Below are 15,999 nucleotides of genomic sequence, written 5' to 3' on the forward strand. Positions count from 1 at the left end.
AGCCCCTTACAGCTTCATCAGGCTGGCGTCGTCGACCGAGGCCGAGTGGCGGGAACGGAACAGCGACACGATGATCGCGAGCCCGACGACGACCTCCGCGGCGGCCACGACCATCGTGAAGAAGGCGATGATCTGGCCGTCGAGATTGCCGTGCATCCGGGAGAAGGCGACGAACGCGAGGTTGCAGGCGTTGAGCATCAGCTCGACGCACATGAAGACCACGATCGCGTTGCGCCGGATCAGCACCCCGGCCGCGCCGATGGTGAACAACAGGGCGGCGAGGTACAGATAGTTGACGGGGTTCATCGCGTGGCCTCCTCTTCGTCCCGGCCGAGCTCGCCCCGGTCCCGGCCGAGCCGCTCCTGCGAGCGCTGCTCCAGCGCCTTGAGGTCGGCCAGCGCCTCCGTGGACACGTCGCGGATCTGGCCGCGCTTGCGCAGGGTCTCCATCACGGTCAGCTTCGCGGGCGTGCCGTCGGGCAGCAGACCGGCGATGTCCACCGCGTTGTGCCGGGCGTAGACACCGGGCGCGGGCAGCGGCGGCAGGTGCTTGCCTTCCCGTACGCGCTGCTCGGACATCTCGCGCTGGGTGCGGGCCCGTTCGGTGCGCTCGCGGTGGGTGAGGACCATGGCGCCGACGGCCGCGGTGATCAGCAGCGCGCCGGTGATCTCGAAGGCGAAGACGTACTTGGTGAAGATGAGGGCGGCGAGGCCCTCCACGTTCCCGCCGTACGCGGTGTTGGCCGCGCCGAGTCCGTTGAACTCCTTCAGGGAGGCCTGGCCGATGCCGGCGACCAGCAGGATGCCGAAGCCGAGCCCGCAGGCGGCGGCCCACCAGCGCTGGCCCTTGATGGTCTCCTTCAGCGAGTCCGCGGCCGAGACACCGACCACCATGACGACGAAGAGGAAGAGCATCATGATCGCGCCGGTGTAGACGATGATCTGCACGACGCCGAGGAAGTACGCCCCGTTGGCGAGGTAGAAGACCGCCAGGACGATCATCGTCCCGGCGAGGGAGAGCGCGCTGTGCACGGCCTTCTTCAGCAGGACCATGCCGAGGGCGCCGAGGACGGCGACGGTGCCGAGGACCCAGAACTGGAAGGCCTCGCCGCCGGAGGTGGCGTACGCCGCGAGGGTCTCGGCCGCGAGATGGGTGCTCATGCGTCCACCTCTTCCGGCTCGCCGTTCTCCCCCTTGGAGGTGGCGACCTGGCGGACGGTGCCCGGTGCGGCCTCGGTGACCAGGCCCCGGTAGTAGTCCTGCTCGTCCGTCCCCGGGTAGATGGCGTGCGGCGCCTCGACCATGCCCTCCTCCAGGCCCGCGAGGAGCTGCTCCTTGGTGAAGATCAGGTTCGCGCGGGAGGAGTCGGCCAGTTCGAACTCGTTGGTCATCGTCAGGGCCCGCGTCGGGCAGGCCTCGATGCACAGTCCGCAGAAGATGCAGCGGGCGTAGTTGATCTGGTAGACGCGGCCGTAGCGCTCACCCGGGGAGTAGCGCTCCTCGTCGGTGTTGTCCGCGCCCTCCACGTAGATGGCGTCCGCCGGGCAGGCCCAGGCGCACAGCTCGCAGCCGATGCACTTCTCCAGACCGTCCGGATGACGGTTGAGCTGGTGCCGGCCGTGGAAGCGCGGCGCCGTCGTCTTCTGCTGCTCCGGGTACTGCTCGGTCAGCCGCTTCTTGAACATGGCCTTGAAGGTCACGCCGAAGCCGGCCACCGGATTCTGGAAATCAGACACCGTCCGTCTCCTTTCCATCACTCGAAGTAGCAGTATCGGGGGCGCCACTGACAACCAGGTCGCGGTCGTGCCGCGGCCTGCGCCGCGGCACCGGCGGCAGGGACTGTCCGGGCTTGGGCGGTACGGGGAAGCCGCCGGCCATCGGGTCGAACGAGGGCCCGTCCTCGGGCTCGGCCGCGGCCGCCTTCGCCTTCTTGTCGCGGAACATGTCGGCGATGAAGGAGAGGAGCAGGACGGCGATGACCGCGCCGGCGACGTAGAGCACGATCGTCTGGAACTCGTAGTTCTGGTTGCGCAGCGCGCGGACGGTGGCGACCAGCATCAGCCAGACCACCGAGACCGGGATGAGGACCTTCCAGCCGAGCTTCATCAGCTGGTCGTAGCGGACGCGGGGCAGCGTGCCGCGCAGCCAGATGAAGAAGAAGAGCAGCAGCTGCACCTTGAGGACGAACCAGAGCATCGGCCACCAGCCGTGGTTCGCGCCCTCCCAGAAGGTGGAGATCGGGTACGGGGCGCGCCAGCCGCCGAGGAAGAGCGTCACGGAGACGGCGGAGACCGTCACCATGTTCACGTACTCGGCGAGCATGAACATCGCGAACTTGATGGAGCTGTACTCGGTGTTGAAGCCGCCGACGAGGTCGCCCTCGGACTCCGGCATGTCGAAGGGGGCGCGGTTGGTCTCGCCGACCATCGTGACGACGTAGATGATGAACGAGACCGGCAGCAGGACGATGAACCAGCGGTCCGCCTGCGCCTCGACGATCGCCGAGGTCGACAGGGACCCGGAGTAGAGGAAGACGGAGGCGAACGCGGCGCCCATGGCGATCTCGTACGAGATCATCTGCGCGGCCGCGCGCAGCCCGCCGAGGAGCGGGTACGTGGAGCCGGACGACCAGCCCGCGAGGACGATGCCGTAGATGCCGACGGAGGCGACCGCGAGGATGTAGAGCATGGCGATCGGCAGGTCGGTCAGCTGCATCGTGGTGCGCTGGCCGAAGATCGAGATCTCGTTGCCGGCCGGGCCGAACGGGATCACGGCGATCGCCATGAACGCGGGGATCGCGGCGATGATCGGGGCGAGGATGTAGACGGCCTTGTCGGCGTGCTTGACGACGACGTCCTCCTTGAGCATCAGCTTGATGCCGTCCGCGAGGGACTGGAGGAGACCCCAGGGTCCGTGCCGGTTGGGGCCGATGCGCAGCTGCATCCAGGCGACGACCTTGCGCTCCCACACGATGGAGAAGAGCACGGTCACCATCAGGAAGGCGAAGCAGAAGACGGCCTTGATCGCGACGAGCCACCAGGGGTCCGTCCCGAACATGGACAGGTCTTCCGCGGCGAGGACGCCGCGCTGTGCGTCCGCGAGTCGATCGAGGGCGGTCATGCGCGCACCTCCCGTGCGGGGGCGGCCAGGGCTTCGCCCGGCCGGACGACGTGGGTACGGACCCCGGGGCCCGGCTCGGGCCGCGCCCCGGCGAGCGGGCTCGTGCCCGCCGCCACTCGGCGGACGGCTGCGGCGCGCGGTGCCGGGCCGGGCGTCGGGGCCGGGCGGGCCGCCGCTGCGGCGGGGCAGGCGTACCGGCCCGCGGCACGGTGCCCGGCCGCGAGGCCGGGCATGCCGGAGACGGCAGGATGTCCCAGCCCCGAAGCGGGCGCGGACAGCGCCCCGGCGAGCGGGCTCGTGCCCGCCGCCACTCGGCGGACGGCTGCGGCGCGCGGTGCCGGGCCGGGCGTCGGGGCCGGGCGGGCCGCCGCTGCGGCCGGGCGGGCGTCGATCGCGGTCATGAGCGCACCTCCACCGCGTCGGCGGTGCCCGCGGGCCCGATGCGGACCAGGTCGCCCGGGTGGGCGCCCGTGTCGGAGAGGACTCCGCCCGCCGTGGAGTTCAGCGGGAGCCATACCACGCGGTCGGGCATCTCCGTGACCTGGAGCGGGAGTCGGGTCGAGCCCGCCGGGCCGGTGACCGCGAGGAGGTCGCCGTCCTTCACGCCCGTCTCGGCGGCGGTGGCGGCCGAGAGGCGGGCGACCGCCGCGTGGCGGGTGCCGGCCAGGGCCGTGTCGCCCTCCTGGAGGCGGCCCAGGTCGAGCAGGAGCCGGTGTCCGGCGAGGACCGCCTCGCCCTCGCCCGGGCGGGGCGCGGGCTGCGCGGGCTCGACGGGCTCGGAGGCCCGCTCGCCGTCCCAGCCGCCGAGCCGGTCCAGCTCCCGGCGGGCCGAGCGCAGGTCGGGCAGGGCCAGGTGCGCGTCGAGGGCGTCGGCGAGCATGTGGAGCACGCGCGCGTCCGACGGCGGCAATGGGCGGGTCATCTGCTCGGGCTTGAGCGCGGCCTCGAAGAGCCGAGCCCTGCCCTCCCAGTTGAGGAAGGTGCCGGGCTTCTCGGCGACCGCGGCGACCGGCAGGACCACGTCCGCCCGCTCGGTGACCTCGCTCGGCCGCAGCTCAAGGGAGACCACGAAGGCCGCGTCGAGGGCTTCACGCGCGCGCGCCGGGTCGGGCAGGTCGCGTACCTCGACGGCGCCGACGACCAGCGCGCCCAGTTCGCCGGTGGCGGCGGCCTCGACGATCTGGCCGGTGTCGCGGCCGTAGCCGTGCGGGAGGTCGCGTACGGCCCAGGCGGCCGCGACCTCCTCACGCGCGCGGGGGTCGGTCGCGGGGCGGCCGCCGGGCAGCAGCGTCGGGATGGCACCCGCTTCGAGCGCACCGCGCTCGCCGGCCCGGCGCGGGATCCACACCAGCTTCGCTCCGGTCGCCGTCGCGGTCCGTACGGCCGCGGTCAGCCCGCCCGGCACGGCCGCGAGCCGCTCGCCGACGACGAGGACCGCGCCGTCCTGGCGCAGCGCCTCGGCGGCCTCGGCTCCGGCGCCCTCCAGGCCGACCCGCGAGGTGAGGGCGTCCAGCCACTCGGTCTCGGTGCCGGGCGCGGCCGGAAGCAGCGTGCCGCCCGCCTTCTCCAGGCCCCGGGTCGCGTGCGTGGCGAGCCCGAAGGTGCGCTGGCCGTGCTTGCGCCAGGCCTTGCGCAGCCGCAGGAAGACGCCGGGCGCCTCCTCCTCGGCCTCGAAGCCGACGAGCAGCACGGCCGGGGCGGCCTCGAGCGAGGTGTACGTGACGCCGCTGCCGTCCAGGTCCCGTCCCCGGCCCGCGACCTGCGAGGCCAGGAAGTCGGCCTCCTCGCTGGAGTGGACGCGGGCGCGGAAGTCGACGTCGTTGGTGTCGAGGGCGACCCGGGCGAACTTGGCGTACGCGTAGGAGTCCTCGACGGTCAGCCGCCCGCCGGCCAGGACGCCGGTGCGGCCGCGGACGAGCCCGCGGGCCGCCGCCTCCAGGGCCTCCGGCCAGGAGGCCGCCTCCAGCCGACCGGTCTCGGGGTTCCGTACGAGCGGGGTGGTGAGCCGGTCACGCTGCTGCGCGTACCGGAAGGCGAACCGCCCCTTGTCGCACACCCACTCCTCGTTGACCTCCGGGTCCTCGGCGGCGAGCCGTCGCATGACCTTGCCGCGCCGGTGGTCGGTACGCGTGGCGCAGCCGCCCGCGCAGTGCTCGCAGACGCTCGGCGACGACACCAGGTCGAAGGGGCGGGAGCGGAACCGGTACGCCGCCGAGGTCAGCGCGCCCACCGGGCAGATCTGGATGGTGTTGCCGGAGAAGTACGACTCGAAGGGCTCGCCCTCGCCGATGCCGACCTGCTCCAGGGCGCCGCGCTCCAGGAGCTCGATCATCGGGTCGCCCGCGATCTGCTGCGAGAACCGCGTGCAGCGGGCGCAGAGCACGCACCGCTCGCGGTCCAGGAGCACCTGCGGGGAGAGCGGGATGGGCTTCTCGTACGTCCGCTTCCTGCCCTCGAAGCGGGACTCGGACTGCCCGTGGGACACGGCCTGGTTCTGCAGGGGGCACTCGCCGCCCTTGTCGCAGACGGGGCAGTCCAGCGGGTGGTTGATGAGCAGCAGCTCCATCACGCCGTGCTGGGCCTTCTCCGCGACCGGCGAGGTCAGCTGGGACTTCACCACCATGCCGTCGGTGCAGGTGATCGTGCAGGAGGCCATCGGCTTGCGCTGGCCCTCGACCTCGACGATGCACTGCCTGCAGGCGCCGGCCGGGTCGAGGAGCGGGTGGTCGCAGAAGCGCGGGATCTCGATGCCGAGCTGCTCGGCGGCGCGGATGACCAGGGTCCCCTTGGGGACGGAGATCTCGGCGCCGTCGATGGTCAGCGTGACGAGGTCCTCGGGCGGTACCGCCGCACTGCCGCCTCCGGCGGGGTTCGACGTCGTGACGGTCACGCCTTCACCTCCTTGTGGTTGTCCGCCCAGGCGGTCGACTTGGCCGGGTCGAAGGGGCAGCCCCGGCCGGTGATGTGCTGCTCGTACTCCGCGCGGAAGTACTTCAGCGAGGAGAAGATCGGGGAGGCGGCGCCGTCGCCGAGCGCGCAGAACGACTTGCCGTTGATGTTGTCGGCGATGTCGTTCAGCTTGTCGAGGTCGGACATCCGGCCCTTGCCCGCCTCGATGTCACGGAGCAACTGCACGAGCCAGTAGGTGCCTTCGCGGCACGGCGTGCACTTGCCGCAGGACTCGTGGGCGTAGAACTCGGTCCACCGGGTCACGGCCCGTACGACGCAGGTGGTCTCGTCGAAGCACTGAAGCGCCTTGGTGCCGAGCATCGAGCCGGCCGCGCCCACGCCCTCGTAGTCCAGCGGCACGTCGAGGTGCTCGTCGGTGAACATCGGGGTGGAGGAGCCGCCCGGGGTCCAGAACTTCAGCCGGTGCCCGGGCCGCATCCCGCCGCTCATGTCGAGGAGCTGGCGCAGGGTGATCCCGAGCGGGGCCTCGTACTGGCCGGGCGAGGCGACGTGCCCGCTGAGCGAGTAGAGCGTGAAGCCGGGGGACTTCTCGCTGCCCATCGACTTGAACCAGTCCTTGCCCCGGTTGAGGATCGCGGGAACGGACGCGATGGACTCGACGTTGTTCACCACGGTGGGGCAGGCGTACAGACCGGCGACCGCGGGGAAGGGGGGACGCAGCCGGGGCTGGCCGCGCCGTCCTTCGAGCGAGTCGAGCAGGGCGGTCTCCTCGCCGCAGATGTACGCGCCCGCGCCCGCGTGCACGGTGAGTTCGAGGTTCATGCCGCTGCCGAGGATGTTCTCGCCGAGGAAGCCGGCCTCGTAGGCCTCGCGCACGGCCTCGTGGAGGCGGCGCAGGACGGGGACGACCTCGCCGCGCAGATAGATGAAGGCGTGCGACGACCGGATCGCGTAGCAGGCGATCACGATGCCCTCGATGAGGGAGTGCGGGTTGGCGAAGAGAAGCGGGATGTCCTTGCAGGTCCCGGGCTCGGACTCGTCGGCGTTGACGACGAGGTAGTGCGGCTTGCCGTCGCCCTGCGGGATGAACTGCCACTTCATTCCGGTGGGGAAGCCGGCGCCGCCGCGGCCGCGGAGGCCGGAGTCCTTGACGTACGCGATGAGGTCGTCGGGCGCCATCGCGAGGGCCTTCCTCAGGCCCTCGTACCCCTCGTGCCTCTTGTACGTCTCCAGGGTCCAGGAGTCGGGCTGGTCCCAGAACGCCGAAAGGACCGGCGCGAGAAGCTTCTCGGGGCTGCTGTTGTTGATCTCGGGTGCCAAGGTCATCACTCCCCCTCCCCACTGGCCGATTCGCCGCGCGGGTGGACGATCTTGTGGTGCGGGGACTCGCCCTTGGCCAGCCGCAGCCCGACGAGCGAGGCCGGGCCGGCCCCTCCGGTGGCCTCGACGGCCCCCTCGCGCTCGTCGGGGAAGCCCGCCAGGATGCGGGCGGTCTCCTTGTACGTGCACAGGGGCGCGCCGCGGGTCGGCTCGACGGGGCGGCCCGCCCGCAGGTCGTCGACCATCTTCTTGGCCGACTCGGGCGTCTGGTTGTCGAAGAACTCCCAGTTGACCATCACCACGGGCGCGTAGTCGCAGGCCGCGTTGCACTCGATGTGCTCGAGGGTGACCTTGCCGTCGTCGGTCGTCTCGTTGTTGCCGATCCCGAGGTGCTGCTTCAGCTCCTCGAAGATGGCGTCGCCGCCCATGACCGCGCAGAGCGTGTTGGTGCAGACCCCGACCTGGTAGTCGCCGGAGGGCTTGCGGCGGTACATCGTGTAGAAGGTGGCGACCGCGGTGACCTCGGCGGTGGTCAGGCCGAGGATGTCCGCGCAGAACTTCATGCCCGTACGGGAGACATGGCCCTCCTCCGCCTGCACGAGGTGCAGCAGCGGCAGGAGCGCGGAGCGGGAGTCCGGGTAGCGGGCGATGATCTCCTTGCCGTCCGCCTCCAGCCGGGCGCGTACCTCGGCCGGGTACTCGGGGGCGGGAAGCTGGGGCATGCCGAGGCTGATGTGGTCGGTCATCGGTCGACGCCTCCCATCACGGGGTCGATGGAGGCGACGGCGACGATGACGTCGGCGACCTGGCCGCCCTCGCACATCGCGGCCATGGCCTGCAGGTTGGTGAAGGACGGGTCGCGGAAGTGGACCCGGTAGGGGCGGGTGCCGCCGTCGCTGACGACGTGCACGCCCAGCTCGCCCTTGGGCGACTCGACGGCGGCGTACGCCTGTCCGGCGGGGACGCGGAAGCCCTCGGTGACCAGCTTGAAGTGGTGGATCAGGGCCTCCATGGAGGTGCCCATGATCTTCTTGATGTGGTCGAGGGAGTTGCCGAGTCCGTCCGGGCCGAGCGCGAGCTGCGCGGGCCAGGCGATCTTCTTGTCGCCGACCATGACCGCTCCGGGCGCCAGCCGGTCGAGGCACTGCTCGACGATCCGCAGGGACTGCCGCATCTCCTCGAGCCGGATGAGGAAGCGTCCGTAGGCGTCGCAGGTGTCGGCGGTCGGGATGTCGAACTCGTAGTTCTCGTAGCCGCAGTACGGGTCGGTCTTGCGCAGGTCGTGCGGGAGGCCCGCGGCGCGCAGGATCGGTCCGGTGGCGCCGAGCGCCATGCAGCCGGTGAGGTCGAGGTGGCCGACGTCCTGCATGCGGGCCTTGAAGATGGGGTTGCCGGTGGCGAGCTTGTCGTACTCCGGCAGGTTCTTCTTCATGGTCTTCACGAACTCGCGCACGGCGTCGACGGCGCCGGGCGGGAGGTCCTGGGCGAGGCCGCCGGGGCGGATGAACGCGTGGTTCATGCGCAGGCCGGTGATCAGCTCGTACAGGTCCAGGATCATCTCGCGGTCCCGGAAGCCGTAGATCATGATCGTGGTGGCGCCGAGCTCCATGCCGCCGGTGGCGATGGCCACCAGGTGGGAGGAGAGCCGGTTGAGCTCCATCAGCATCACGCGGACGACCGTGGCGCGGTCGGGGATCTGGTCGGTGATGCCGAGCAGCTTCTCGACGCCGAGGCAGTACGCCGTCTCGTTGTAGAACGAGGTGAGGTAGTCCATGCGCGTGACGAAGGTGGTGCCCTGCGTCCAGGTCCGGTATTCGAGGTTCTTCTCGATGCCGGTGTGGAGGTAGCCGATGCCGCAGCGGGCCTCGGTGACGGTCTCGCCGTCGATCTCCAGGATCAGGCGGAGCACGCCGTGCGTGGACGGGTGCTGGGGGCCCATGTTGACGACGATCCGCTCGTCGTCGGCCTTGGCTGCGGACTCGACGACCTCGTCCCAGTCGCCGCCGGTCACCGTGTAGACGGTGCCTTCGGTGGTCTCCCGTGCGGAGGCGTGTTCGGTGCTCATCAGCTGTACGACCTCCGCTGGTCAGGAGCCGGGATCTGGGCGCCCTTGTACTCGACGGCGATGCCGCCGAGGGGGTAGTCCTTGCGCTGCGGGAAGCCCTGCCAGTCGTCCGGCATCATGATCCGGGTGAGGGCGGGGTGGCCGTCGAAGACGATGCCGAAGAAGTCGTACGTCTCGCGCTCGTGCCAGTCGTTCGTCGGGTAGACGGCGACGAGGGACGGGATGTGCGGGTCGGTGTCCGGGGCGGACACCTCCAGGCGGATCAGCCGGCCGTGGGTGAGCGAGCGCAGGTGGTAGACCGCGTGCAGCTCGCGGCCCTTGTCGCCGAGGTAGTGGACGCCGGAGACGCCCGTACAGAGCTCGAAGCGCAGGGCGGGGTCGTCGCGCAGGGTCCTCGCCACGCGCTCCAGGTGCTCGCGGGCGATGTGGAAGGTGAGCTCGCCGCGGTCGACGACCGTCTTCTCGATGGCGTTCTCGGGGAGGAGCCCCTGCTCGTCGAGGGCGCCTTCGAGCTCGTCGGCGACCTCGTCGAACCAGCCGCCGTAGGGGCGGGTGGCGGCGCCGGGGAGGCGTACGGAGCGGACGAGGCCGCCGTAGCCGGAGGTGTCGCCGCCGTTGTCGGCGCCGAACATCCCGCGCTGGACGCGGACCTCCTCACCGTGCTCGCCGCGCTGACCGGGCAGGTTCTGCGCGCTGAGGTCCTTCTCCGGATTGGGAGTCTCGTCGCTCACTGTGCCGTCCCGTTCCCTTCTCCGCCCACGCGGCGCAGAGGCGCGGCTTCCGTCGTCGTCTGCGGCCCGGCGGCCGCGCGTGCGTCGGTCACCGCAGCAGACCCTTCATCTCGATCGTCGGCAGAGCCTTGAGCGCCGCCTCCTCCGCCTCGCGCGCCGCTTCCTCCGCGTTCACGCCGAGGGGGGTGCTCTGGATCTTCTGGTGGAGCTTGAGGATCGCGTCCATCAGCATCTCCGGGCGCGGCGGGCAACCCGGCAAATAGATGTCAACCGGCACAACATGGTCAACGCCCTGCACAATCGCGTAATTGTTGAACATTCCACCCGAAGATGCGCAAACTCCCATGGAGATGACCCACTTGGGGTTCGGCATCTGGTCGTAGACCTGCCGCAGAACGGGCGCCATCTTCTGGCTGACGCGGCCGGCCACGATCATCAGGTCGGCCTGGCGCGGCGAGCCGCGGAAGACCTCCATGCCGAAGCGCGCCAGGTCGTAACGGCCGGCGCCGGTCGTCATCATCTCGATGGCGCAGCAGGCGAGGCCGAAGGTCGCCGGAAAGACGGACGACTTGCGCACCCAGCCCGCGGCCTGTTCGACCGTCGTCAGCAGAAAGCCGCTCGGCAGTTTCTCTTCGAGTCCCATAGGTGCCCCTCAGCCCCTCAGTCCCATTCCAGGCCGCCGCGCCGCCACACATACGCGTAGGCGACGAAGACGGTGAGCACGAAGAGCAGCATCTCCACGAGCCCGAAAAGCCCCAGGGCGTCGAAGGTGACGGCCCAGGGGTAGAGGAAGACGATCTCGATGTCGAAGACGATGAAGAGCATCGCCGTCAGGTAGTACTTGATGGGGAAGCGACCGCCCGCGGCCGGTCTGGGTGTCGGCTCGATGCCGCACTCATACGCCTCAAGTTTTGCCCTGTTGTACCGCTTTGGGCCGATTAGCGTGGCCATGACCACGGAGAAGATCGCAAACCCCGCACCCAGGGCACCGAGCACGAGGATGGGCGCGTACGCATTCACGCTCCTCGCTCCTTCCAGTCGTCCTTGACCGTTGGACCGCACCGCCGGGTCGCGGAAGATCGCCCCCATGTGAGGCAGTTCACAAGCCCGACTGCCCCGCATCTTATGCCTGCCCCTCTGTGATCTGCGACACGGGGTGCGCCAACGTCTTTGTGATCTCCACCACCTGACGAAGGATCATGAAGTCGGATGAGCGGTGATCTTGGCACTCGAAGCGCCCAGGTGATCACCAGATGTGACATCCGGACCGGAAACCGCTGGTCGGAGGGGGTGGCGCACTATCAAGAGATGGAGCATGCAAGCAAATTGGCAATGGACGCTGTCCGAGTGATAAAGCATCCGCCCATCGCCCGGTCGGGGGCTCCGGCGGACGGGAGTGGACGCGTGCGCGCATTCACGAGCTCGAATGTGACCTGCACCACACCTTCACCCGCTCAGGGAAAGCGGGGCTTGGCCATCGGTGTGAAGAGGTGGTAAGTGGCGGTCAATTCGGACGTTTCACGGAAAACCCGTGATCAAGGGCCTGATCGGCCGTGCCCGGATTGTCCGTTACGGCGTCAATAAAGGCGCCAGAGAAGCGGATTAGCCCGTTCCGGACGTAACTGTGGCGCAACACACGTTTCTTGAAGGGAACCGGGAGGCCCTGATAGCGGTTGTACTCATGTCCCACACCGCTCACATACCCAGCCACCGGAAGCCCCGCCGCAGCGCTTCGAAGCTCGCGCTCCGTGCCGGAGTTGCCGGTGGCGTCCTCAGCACCATCGCGGTGGCCGGTGCTGCCGGGCCGGCGAATGCCGAGCCGGTGACCGAGACCATCGAAATGCCCACGCTGGGCTCGCTCGACACCGAGCTGGCGAGCGCCGTCTCCGCCTCGGCCGAGGCGGCCAAGCAGGAGGCCCTCGACCTGAGCCTGAAGGCCCAGGAGGACGCCGCCATCGCCAAGGCCGCCAAGGAGGCCAAGAAGGCCAAGGCCGAGGCGGACCGCAAGGCCGAGGCCGCGAAGGCGGAGGCCGAGCGCGCCGAGAAGGCCCGCGCGGAGGCCCAGGAGCGCGCCTCGCGCACCGAGGCCCGCACCACGCTCTCCACGTCCTCCTCCGGCTCCTCGTCCAGCAGCAGCTCTCAGGTGGCCACCGGCTCCGCCGCGGCGATCGTGGCCTTCGCCCGCGCCCAGATCGGCGACGCCTACGTCATGGGCGGCACCGGTCCCAACTCCTGGGACTGCTCCGGCCTCGTCCAGGCGGCCTACCGCCAGGCCGGCATCGACCTGCCCCGCGTCTCGGGCTCCCAGTCGAGCATGGGCACCTCCGTCTCGCTGAGCAACCTGCAGCCGGGCGACATCCTGTACTGGGGCAGCCGCAGCGGCTCGTACCACGTGGCCATCTACGTGGGCGGCGGCAAGTACGTCGGCGCGCAGAACCCGTCGACCGGTGTCGTCGAGCGCTCCCTGGACTGGGACATGCCCTCCGGCGCCGTCCGGATCCGCTGATCTCCACTCGCTCGAACGCGAAGGGCCGTCACTCCTCGGGGGAATGACGGCTCTTCGCGTTTCTTGCCTACGTTTGCCCTACTTTCGGAACGCCTCGACGATCCGGGCGTAGCTGTCGCCGCCGTGGCCGGCCTCGACCGCGCCCCGCATCAGCTCCAGGTGCAGCTCCGGCAGCCGGTTGTCGATGCCGCGCGCCTCCCCCGCGTGCAGCAGATGCCCGATGGCCGCCACCTGGACGTCGATCGTGGCGTCCGCGCCCGGGTACTCCCCCGCGTCGATCTGCTCGGCGTACCCGGTCAAGAACCAGGAGACCGTCTTCAGCCAGCGGCCGGCGACCTCCGTGAACTCCTTCGCCGGCACCCCGTCGGCGCCCACGAGGGCGGTGGCGTGCAGCCAGCCGCCGAAGACCGACCACATGAGCCCGAGCAGCCCGGCGTCGTAGAGCGAGGCGAGCCCCGCGTCCGCACCGAGGTCGACCGGGTCGCCGAGCACGGCCAGGGTCGCCCGGTGCCGGGCGAGGAGCTCCGGCCCGCCCGCGTACAGGATCATGCTGGAGCTGTCGCCGACCCCGGGCGGTGTCGTCATGATGCCGCCGTCGAGATAGCCGATGCCGTGGCCCGCGGCCCACCGCGCCTCCGCGCGGGCCTGCTCGGGCGAGCCGGTGGTGACGTTGACCAGGACCCGGCCGCTCAGCGAGCCGGCCACCGGTTCGAGGAGTTCGCGTACGGCGGCGTAGTCCAGGACGCAGACCACGACGAGCTCGCTCGCGGCGACCGCCTCCGCGACGGTGGCGGCGCGGGTGGCGCCCCGGGCGACCAGGGGTTCGGCCTTGGCGGGGGTGCGGTTCCAGACGGTGGTGGGGTGACCTGCGGCGAGGAAGGCGTCGGCGAGGGCGGTGCCCATCTGTCCGAGCCCGAGGACCGTGATGCTCTGTGCGTTCATGGACTCCACGCTCGCAGCGGCGCGATCCGGCCGACAGGAGAAGGACCGACGGTCTGCGCACCATTCCTGCCATAGGCTCGCGGACATGAGCGCAGGAGTCGTGGCCGTCGCCCTCGTACCCGACGACAGCGCGGGGATCTCCGCCTGGGACCTGTACGAACTCTCCACCGTGTCCATGGTGTTCGGGATCCCGCACACGGATCTGGCCGACCCCTGGTACGCGCTGCGGGTCTGCGGACCGGCCCCGCACGCCTCCCACGGCCTGGACGGACTCGCCGGCGCGGACACGGTCATCGTGCCGTCGGTCCCGGACGCGGTGGTCGAGGGCCGCCAGGAGCTGTCCGGCGAGCTCGTGGACGCGCTGCGCGCGGCGGCCGACGCCGGGGCGCGGATGGTGTCGATGTGCAGCGGGGCCTTCGCCCTCGCCGCGGCCGGGCTCCTCGACGGCCGACGGGCCACCCTCCACCGGGAGTACGCGCGCGAACTCGCCACCCGCCACCCGCGGGTCACCGTCGACGCCTCGGTCCTCTACACCGATGACGACACCGTGCTCACCAGCGCGGGCGCCGCCGCCGGCCTGGACCTGTGCCTGCATCTCGTACGCAAGGACCTCGGCGCCACGGTCGCGGGCGCCCTCGCCCAGCGCCTGGTCGTCCCGGCCCACCGGGCGGGCGACCGGCCCCAGTTCGTCGAGGCGCCGCTGCCGGCGGGCGAGGAGGACACGCTCGGCCCGGTGCTCCAGTGGGCCCTTGAGCACCTGCACGAGCCGCTGACCGTGGACGCGCTGGCCCTGCGGGCCCGGATGAGCCCGCGGACCTTCCACCGCCGCGTACGGGAGGCCTGCGGGACCACGCCGCTGCAGTGGCTGCTGCACCAGCGGGTGGCCCGCGCGCAGGCGCTCCTGGAAGGGACCGGCCTGCCGGTGGAGCTGGTCGGGGAGCGCAGCGGTCTGGGCTCGGCGGCGAACCTGCGCCGCCACTTCACCCGTACCGTCGGCGTCTCCCCGTCCGACTACCGCAGGAGGTTCAGGCCTTCGGGGCCACCTTCGACAGGCCGTTGATGATGCGGTCCATCGCGTCGCCGCCGGTCGGGTCGGTGAGGTTCGCCAGCATCTTCAGCGTGAACTTCATCAGGACCGGGTGGGTCAGACCCCGCTGCGTCGCGATCTTCATGATCTTCGGGTTGCCGATGATCTTCACGAAGGCGCGGCCGAGCGTGTAGTACCCGCCGTAGGTGTCCTTGAGGATCTTCGGGTAGTTGTGCAGCGCCAGTTCGCGCTGGGCCGGGGTCGCGCGGGCGTGCGCCTGGACGATGACGTCGGCCGCGATCTGGCCGGATTCCATCGCGTACGCGATGCCCTCGCCGTTGAACGGGTTGACCAGGCCGCCCGCGTCGCCGACGAGCAGCAGGCCCTTGGTGTAGTGCGGCTGGCGGTTGAAGGCCATCGGCAGGGCGGCGCCGCGGATCGGCGTCGTCATGTTCTCCGGGGTGAAGCCCCAGTCCTCAGGCATCGAGGCGCACCAGGCCTTGAGGACCTCGCGCCAGTCCAGCTCCTTGAAGGCGGAGGAGGAGTTGAGGATGCCGAGGCCGACGTTGGACGTGCCGTCGCCCATGCCGAAGATCCAGCCGTAGCCGGGAAGGAGACGGTCCTGCGGGCCGCGCCGGTCCCACAGCTCCAGCCAGGACTCCAGGTAGTCGTCGTCGTGGCGGGGGCTGGTGAAGTACGTCCGTACCGCCACGCCCATCGGCCGGTCCTCGCGCCGGTGCAGGCCCATGGCGAGGGAGAGCCGGGTGGAGTTGCCGTCGGCGGCGACGACGAGCGGCGCGTGGAAGGTGACCTCGCGCTTCTCCTCGCCGAGCTTGGCGTGCACGCCGGTGATCCGGCCCGTGCGGTCGTCGACGATCGGGGCGCCGACGTTGCAGCGCTCGTACAGGCGGGCGCCGGCCTTCTGCGCCTGGCGGGCGAGCTGCTCGTCGAAGTCGTCGCGCTTGCGGACGAGTCCGTAGTCCGGGTACGAGGCGAGATCCGGCCAGTCGAGCTGGAGCCGGACACCGCCGCCGATGATCCGCAGGCCCTTGTTGCGCAGCCAGCCGGCCTCCTCGGAGATGTCGATCCCCATGGCGACGAGCTGCTTGGTGGCGCGGGGGGTGAGCCCGTCGCCGCAGACCTTCTCGCGGGGGAACGCGGTCTTCTCCAGGAGCAGGACGTCGAGTCCGGCCTTGGCCAGGTAGTACGCGGTCGTGGAACCGGCCGGGCCTGCCCCGACGACGATCACATCTGCGGTGTGCTCGGAGAGGGGCTCGGTCACGGCGGGGTCTCCCGAAGGGTTCGAGGGCAGGTCGGTTGCAGTCTATTGCGGAGGTTCCGGGGATCCGGGGCGGGCCCGGTCGAGCCGGTCAGGCCTT

The 15,999-nt window shown here is 70.6% G+C and carries 16 protein-coding genes; 2 read left to right on the plus strand and 14 right to left on the minus strand.

Annotation, left to right across the window (positions count from 1 at the left end):
- Window positions 1-6: 6 nt before the first annotated feature.
- The 12 genes from nuoK to FDM97_RS32330 all read right to left on the minus strand — a co-directional run bounded on the left by nuoK (window position 7) and on the right by FDM97_RS32330 (window position 11,165).
- On the minus strand, window positions 7-306 hold the full coding sequence (gene nuoK, locus FDM97_RS32275; protein ID WP_069927518.1) for an NADH-quinone oxidoreductase subunit NuoK: 300 nt from the start codon (window positions 304-306) through the stop codon (window positions 7-9).
- Window positions 303-1,160, minus strand: coding sequence for an NADH-quinone oxidoreductase subunit J (locus FDM97_RS32280; RefSeq protein ID WP_137994029.1), 858 nt, complete (start codon window positions 1,158-1,160; stop codon window positions 303-305). Before FDM97_RS32280 ends, nuoK begins: the two co-directional genes overlap by 4 nt.
- A complete protein-coding gene (gene nuoI, locus FDM97_RS32285; protein WP_284440306.1) occupies window positions 1,157-1,735 on the minus strand; it encodes an NADH-quinone oxidoreductase subunit NuoI in 579 nt (192 codons plus the stop codon). The genes FDM97_RS32280 and nuoI overlap by 4 nt, the downstream gene beginning before the upstream one ends.
- Window positions 1,728-3,119 (minus strand): NADH-quinone oxidoreductase subunit NuoH, encoded by a 1,392-nt coding sequence (nuoH, locus tag FDM97_RS32290; protein ID WP_137994031.1) that lies wholly within the window; start codon window positions 3,117-3,119, stop codon window positions 1,728-1,730. Before nuoH ends, nuoI begins: the two co-directional genes overlap by 8 nt.
- Window positions 3,116-3,520, minus strand: a complete 405-nt coding sequence (locus tag FDM97_RS32295) for a hypothetical protein (RefSeq protein ID WP_137994032.1) — start codon at window positions 3,518-3,520, stop codon at window positions 3,116-3,118. The genes nuoH and FDM97_RS32295 overlap by 4 nt, the downstream gene beginning before the upstream one ends.
- Window positions 3,517-6,009: an NADH-quinone oxidoreductase subunit G gene (locus FDM97_RS32300; protein WP_137994033.1), complete on the minus strand. Its 2,493-nt coding sequence runs from the start codon at window positions 6,007-6,009 to the stop codon at window positions 3,517-3,519. Before FDM97_RS32300 ends, FDM97_RS32295 begins: the two co-directional genes overlap by 4 nt.
- The gene (gene nuoF, locus FDM97_RS32305; RefSeq protein WP_175439311.1) at window positions 6,006-7,358 is read right to left on the minus strand and encodes an NADH-quinone oxidoreductase subunit NuoF; all 1,353 of its coding nucleotides are present in this window, start codon (window positions 7,356-7,358) and stop codon (window positions 6,006-6,008) included. The genes FDM97_RS32300 and nuoF overlap by 4 nt, the downstream gene beginning before the upstream one ends.
- Window positions 7,355-8,095: an NADH-quinone oxidoreductase subunit NuoE gene (gene nuoE / locus FDM97_RS32310; protein WP_175439312.1), complete on the minus strand. Its 741-nt coding sequence runs from the start codon at window positions 8,093-8,095 to the stop codon at window positions 7,355-7,357. The genes nuoF and nuoE overlap by 4 nt, the downstream gene beginning before the upstream one ends.
- Window positions 8,092-9,414 carry an NADH-quinone oxidoreductase subunit D gene (locus FDM97_RS32315; protein ID WP_137994035.1) on the minus strand — a complete coding sequence of 441 codons (1,323 nt, stop codon included), beginning with the start codon at window positions 9,412-9,414 and terminating at the stop codon, window positions 8,092-8,094. The genes nuoE and FDM97_RS32315 overlap by 4 nt, the downstream gene beginning before the upstream one ends.
- Window positions 9,414-10,145, minus strand: coding sequence for an NADH-quinone oxidoreductase subunit C (locus tag FDM97_RS32320; RefSeq protein WP_137994036.1), 732 nt, complete (start codon window positions 10,143-10,145; stop codon window positions 9,414-9,416). The genes FDM97_RS32315 and FDM97_RS32320 overlap by 1 nt, the downstream gene beginning before the upstream one ends.
- Before the next feature lie 88 nt (window positions 10,146-10,233).
- Complete coding sequence (locus FDM97_RS32325) at window positions 10,234-10,788, minus strand: NuoB/complex I 20 kDa subunit family protein (protein ID WP_137994037.1); 555 nt, start codon at window positions 10,786-10,788, stop codon at window positions 10,234-10,236.
- Between the two features lie 17 nt (window positions 10,789-10,805).
- Window positions 10,806-11,165, minus strand: coding sequence for an NADH-quinone oxidoreductase subunit A (locus FDM97_RS32330; protein ID WP_137995153.1), 360 nt, complete (start codon window positions 11,163-11,165; stop codon window positions 10,806-10,808).
- A gap of 661 nt (window positions 11,166-11,826) precedes the next feature.
- On the opposite strand from FDM97_RS32330, the gene FDM97_RS32335 reads away from it, so the two are divergent.
- Window positions 11,827-12,651 carry a C40 family peptidase gene (locus FDM97_RS32335; RefSeq protein ID WP_137994038.1) on the plus strand — a complete coding sequence of 275 codons (825 nt, stop codon included), beginning with the start codon at window positions 11,827-11,829 and terminating at the stop codon, window positions 12,649-12,651.
- Between the two features lie 78 nt (window positions 12,652-12,729).
- Here FDM97_RS32335 and FDM97_RS32340 read toward each other — a convergent pair whose 3' ends face one another.
- Window positions 12,730-13,770: an NAD(P)-dependent oxidoreductase gene (locus FDM97_RS32340; RefSeq protein ID WP_349775396.1), complete on the minus strand. Its 1,041-nt coding sequence runs from the start codon at window positions 13,768-13,770 to the stop codon at window positions 12,730-12,732.
- Between FDM97_RS32340 and FDM97_RS32345 the strand changes: the two genes are divergently transcribed.
- Complete coding sequence (locus FDM97_RS32345; protein ID WP_137994040.1) at window positions 13,679-14,653, plus strand: helix-turn-helix domain-containing protein; 975 nt, start codon at window positions 13,679-13,681, stop codon at window positions 14,651-14,653. The two genes, FDM97_RS32340 and FDM97_RS32345, sit on opposite strands and share 92 nt — an antisense overlap.
- On the opposite strand, the gene FDM97_RS32350 is transcribed toward FDM97_RS32345, so the two are convergent.
- The gene (locus tag FDM97_RS32350; RefSeq protein WP_137994041.1) at window positions 14,619-15,902 is read right to left on the minus strand and encodes a geranylgeranyl reductase family protein; all 1,284 of its coding nucleotides are present in this window, start codon (window positions 15,900-15,902) and stop codon (window positions 14,619-14,621) included. The two genes, FDM97_RS32345 and FDM97_RS32350, sit on opposite strands and share 35 nt — an antisense overlap.
- Window positions 15,903-15,999: the final 97 nt, after the last annotated feature.

Origin of the sequence: Streptomyces vilmorinianum, assembly GCF_005517195.1 — a bacterium.
In the GTDB taxonomy this organism is placed as follows: Bacteria; Actinomycetota; Actinomycetes; order Streptomycetales; family Streptomycetaceae; genus Streptomyces; species Streptomyces vilmorinianum.

Excerpts from the sequence above, each read along its gene's own strand:
- nuoH (WP_137994031.1), bottom strand. The coding sequence starts at position 3,119 with ATGACCGCCCTCGATCGACTCGCGGACGCACAGCGCGGCGTCCTCGCC.
- FDM97_RS32335 (WP_137994038.1), top strand. The coding sequence starts at position 11,827 with ATGTCCCACACCGCTCACATACCCAGCCACCGGAAGCCCCGCCGCAGC.
- FDM97_RS32295 (WP_137994032.1), bottom strand. The coding sequence starts at position 3,520 with ATGACCGCGATCGACGCCCGCCCGGCCGCAGCGGCGGCCCGCCCGGCC.
- FDM97_RS32315 (WP_137994035.1), bottom strand. The coding sequence starts at position 9,414 with ATGAGCACCGAACACGCCTCCGCACGGGAGACCACCGAAGGCACCGTC.
- nuoK (WP_069927518.1), bottom strand. The coding sequence starts at position 306 with ATGAACCCCGTCAACTATCTGTACCTCGCCGCCCTGTTGTTCACCATC.
- nuoE (WP_175439312.1), bottom strand. The coding sequence starts at position 8,095 with ATGACCGACCACATCAGCCTCGGCATGCCCCAGCTTCCCGCCCCCGAG.
- FDM97_RS32325 (WP_137994037.1), bottom strand. The coding sequence starts at position 10,788 with ATGGGACTCGAAGAGAAACTGCCGAGCGGCTTTCTGCTGACGACGGTC.
- FDM97_RS32280 (WP_137994029.1), bottom strand. The coding sequence starts at position 1,160 with ATGAGCACCCATCTCGCGGCCGAGACCCTCGCGGCGTACGCCACCTCC.
- FDM97_RS32340 (WP_349775396.1), bottom strand. The coding sequence starts at position 13,770 with ATGGACACGGTGGAGAGTTCGTACAGGTCCCAGGCGGAGATCCCCGCG.
- FDM97_RS32345 (WP_137994040.1), top strand. The coding sequence starts at position 13,679 with ATGAGCGCAGGAGTCGTGGCCGTCGCCCTCGTACCCGACGACAGCGCG.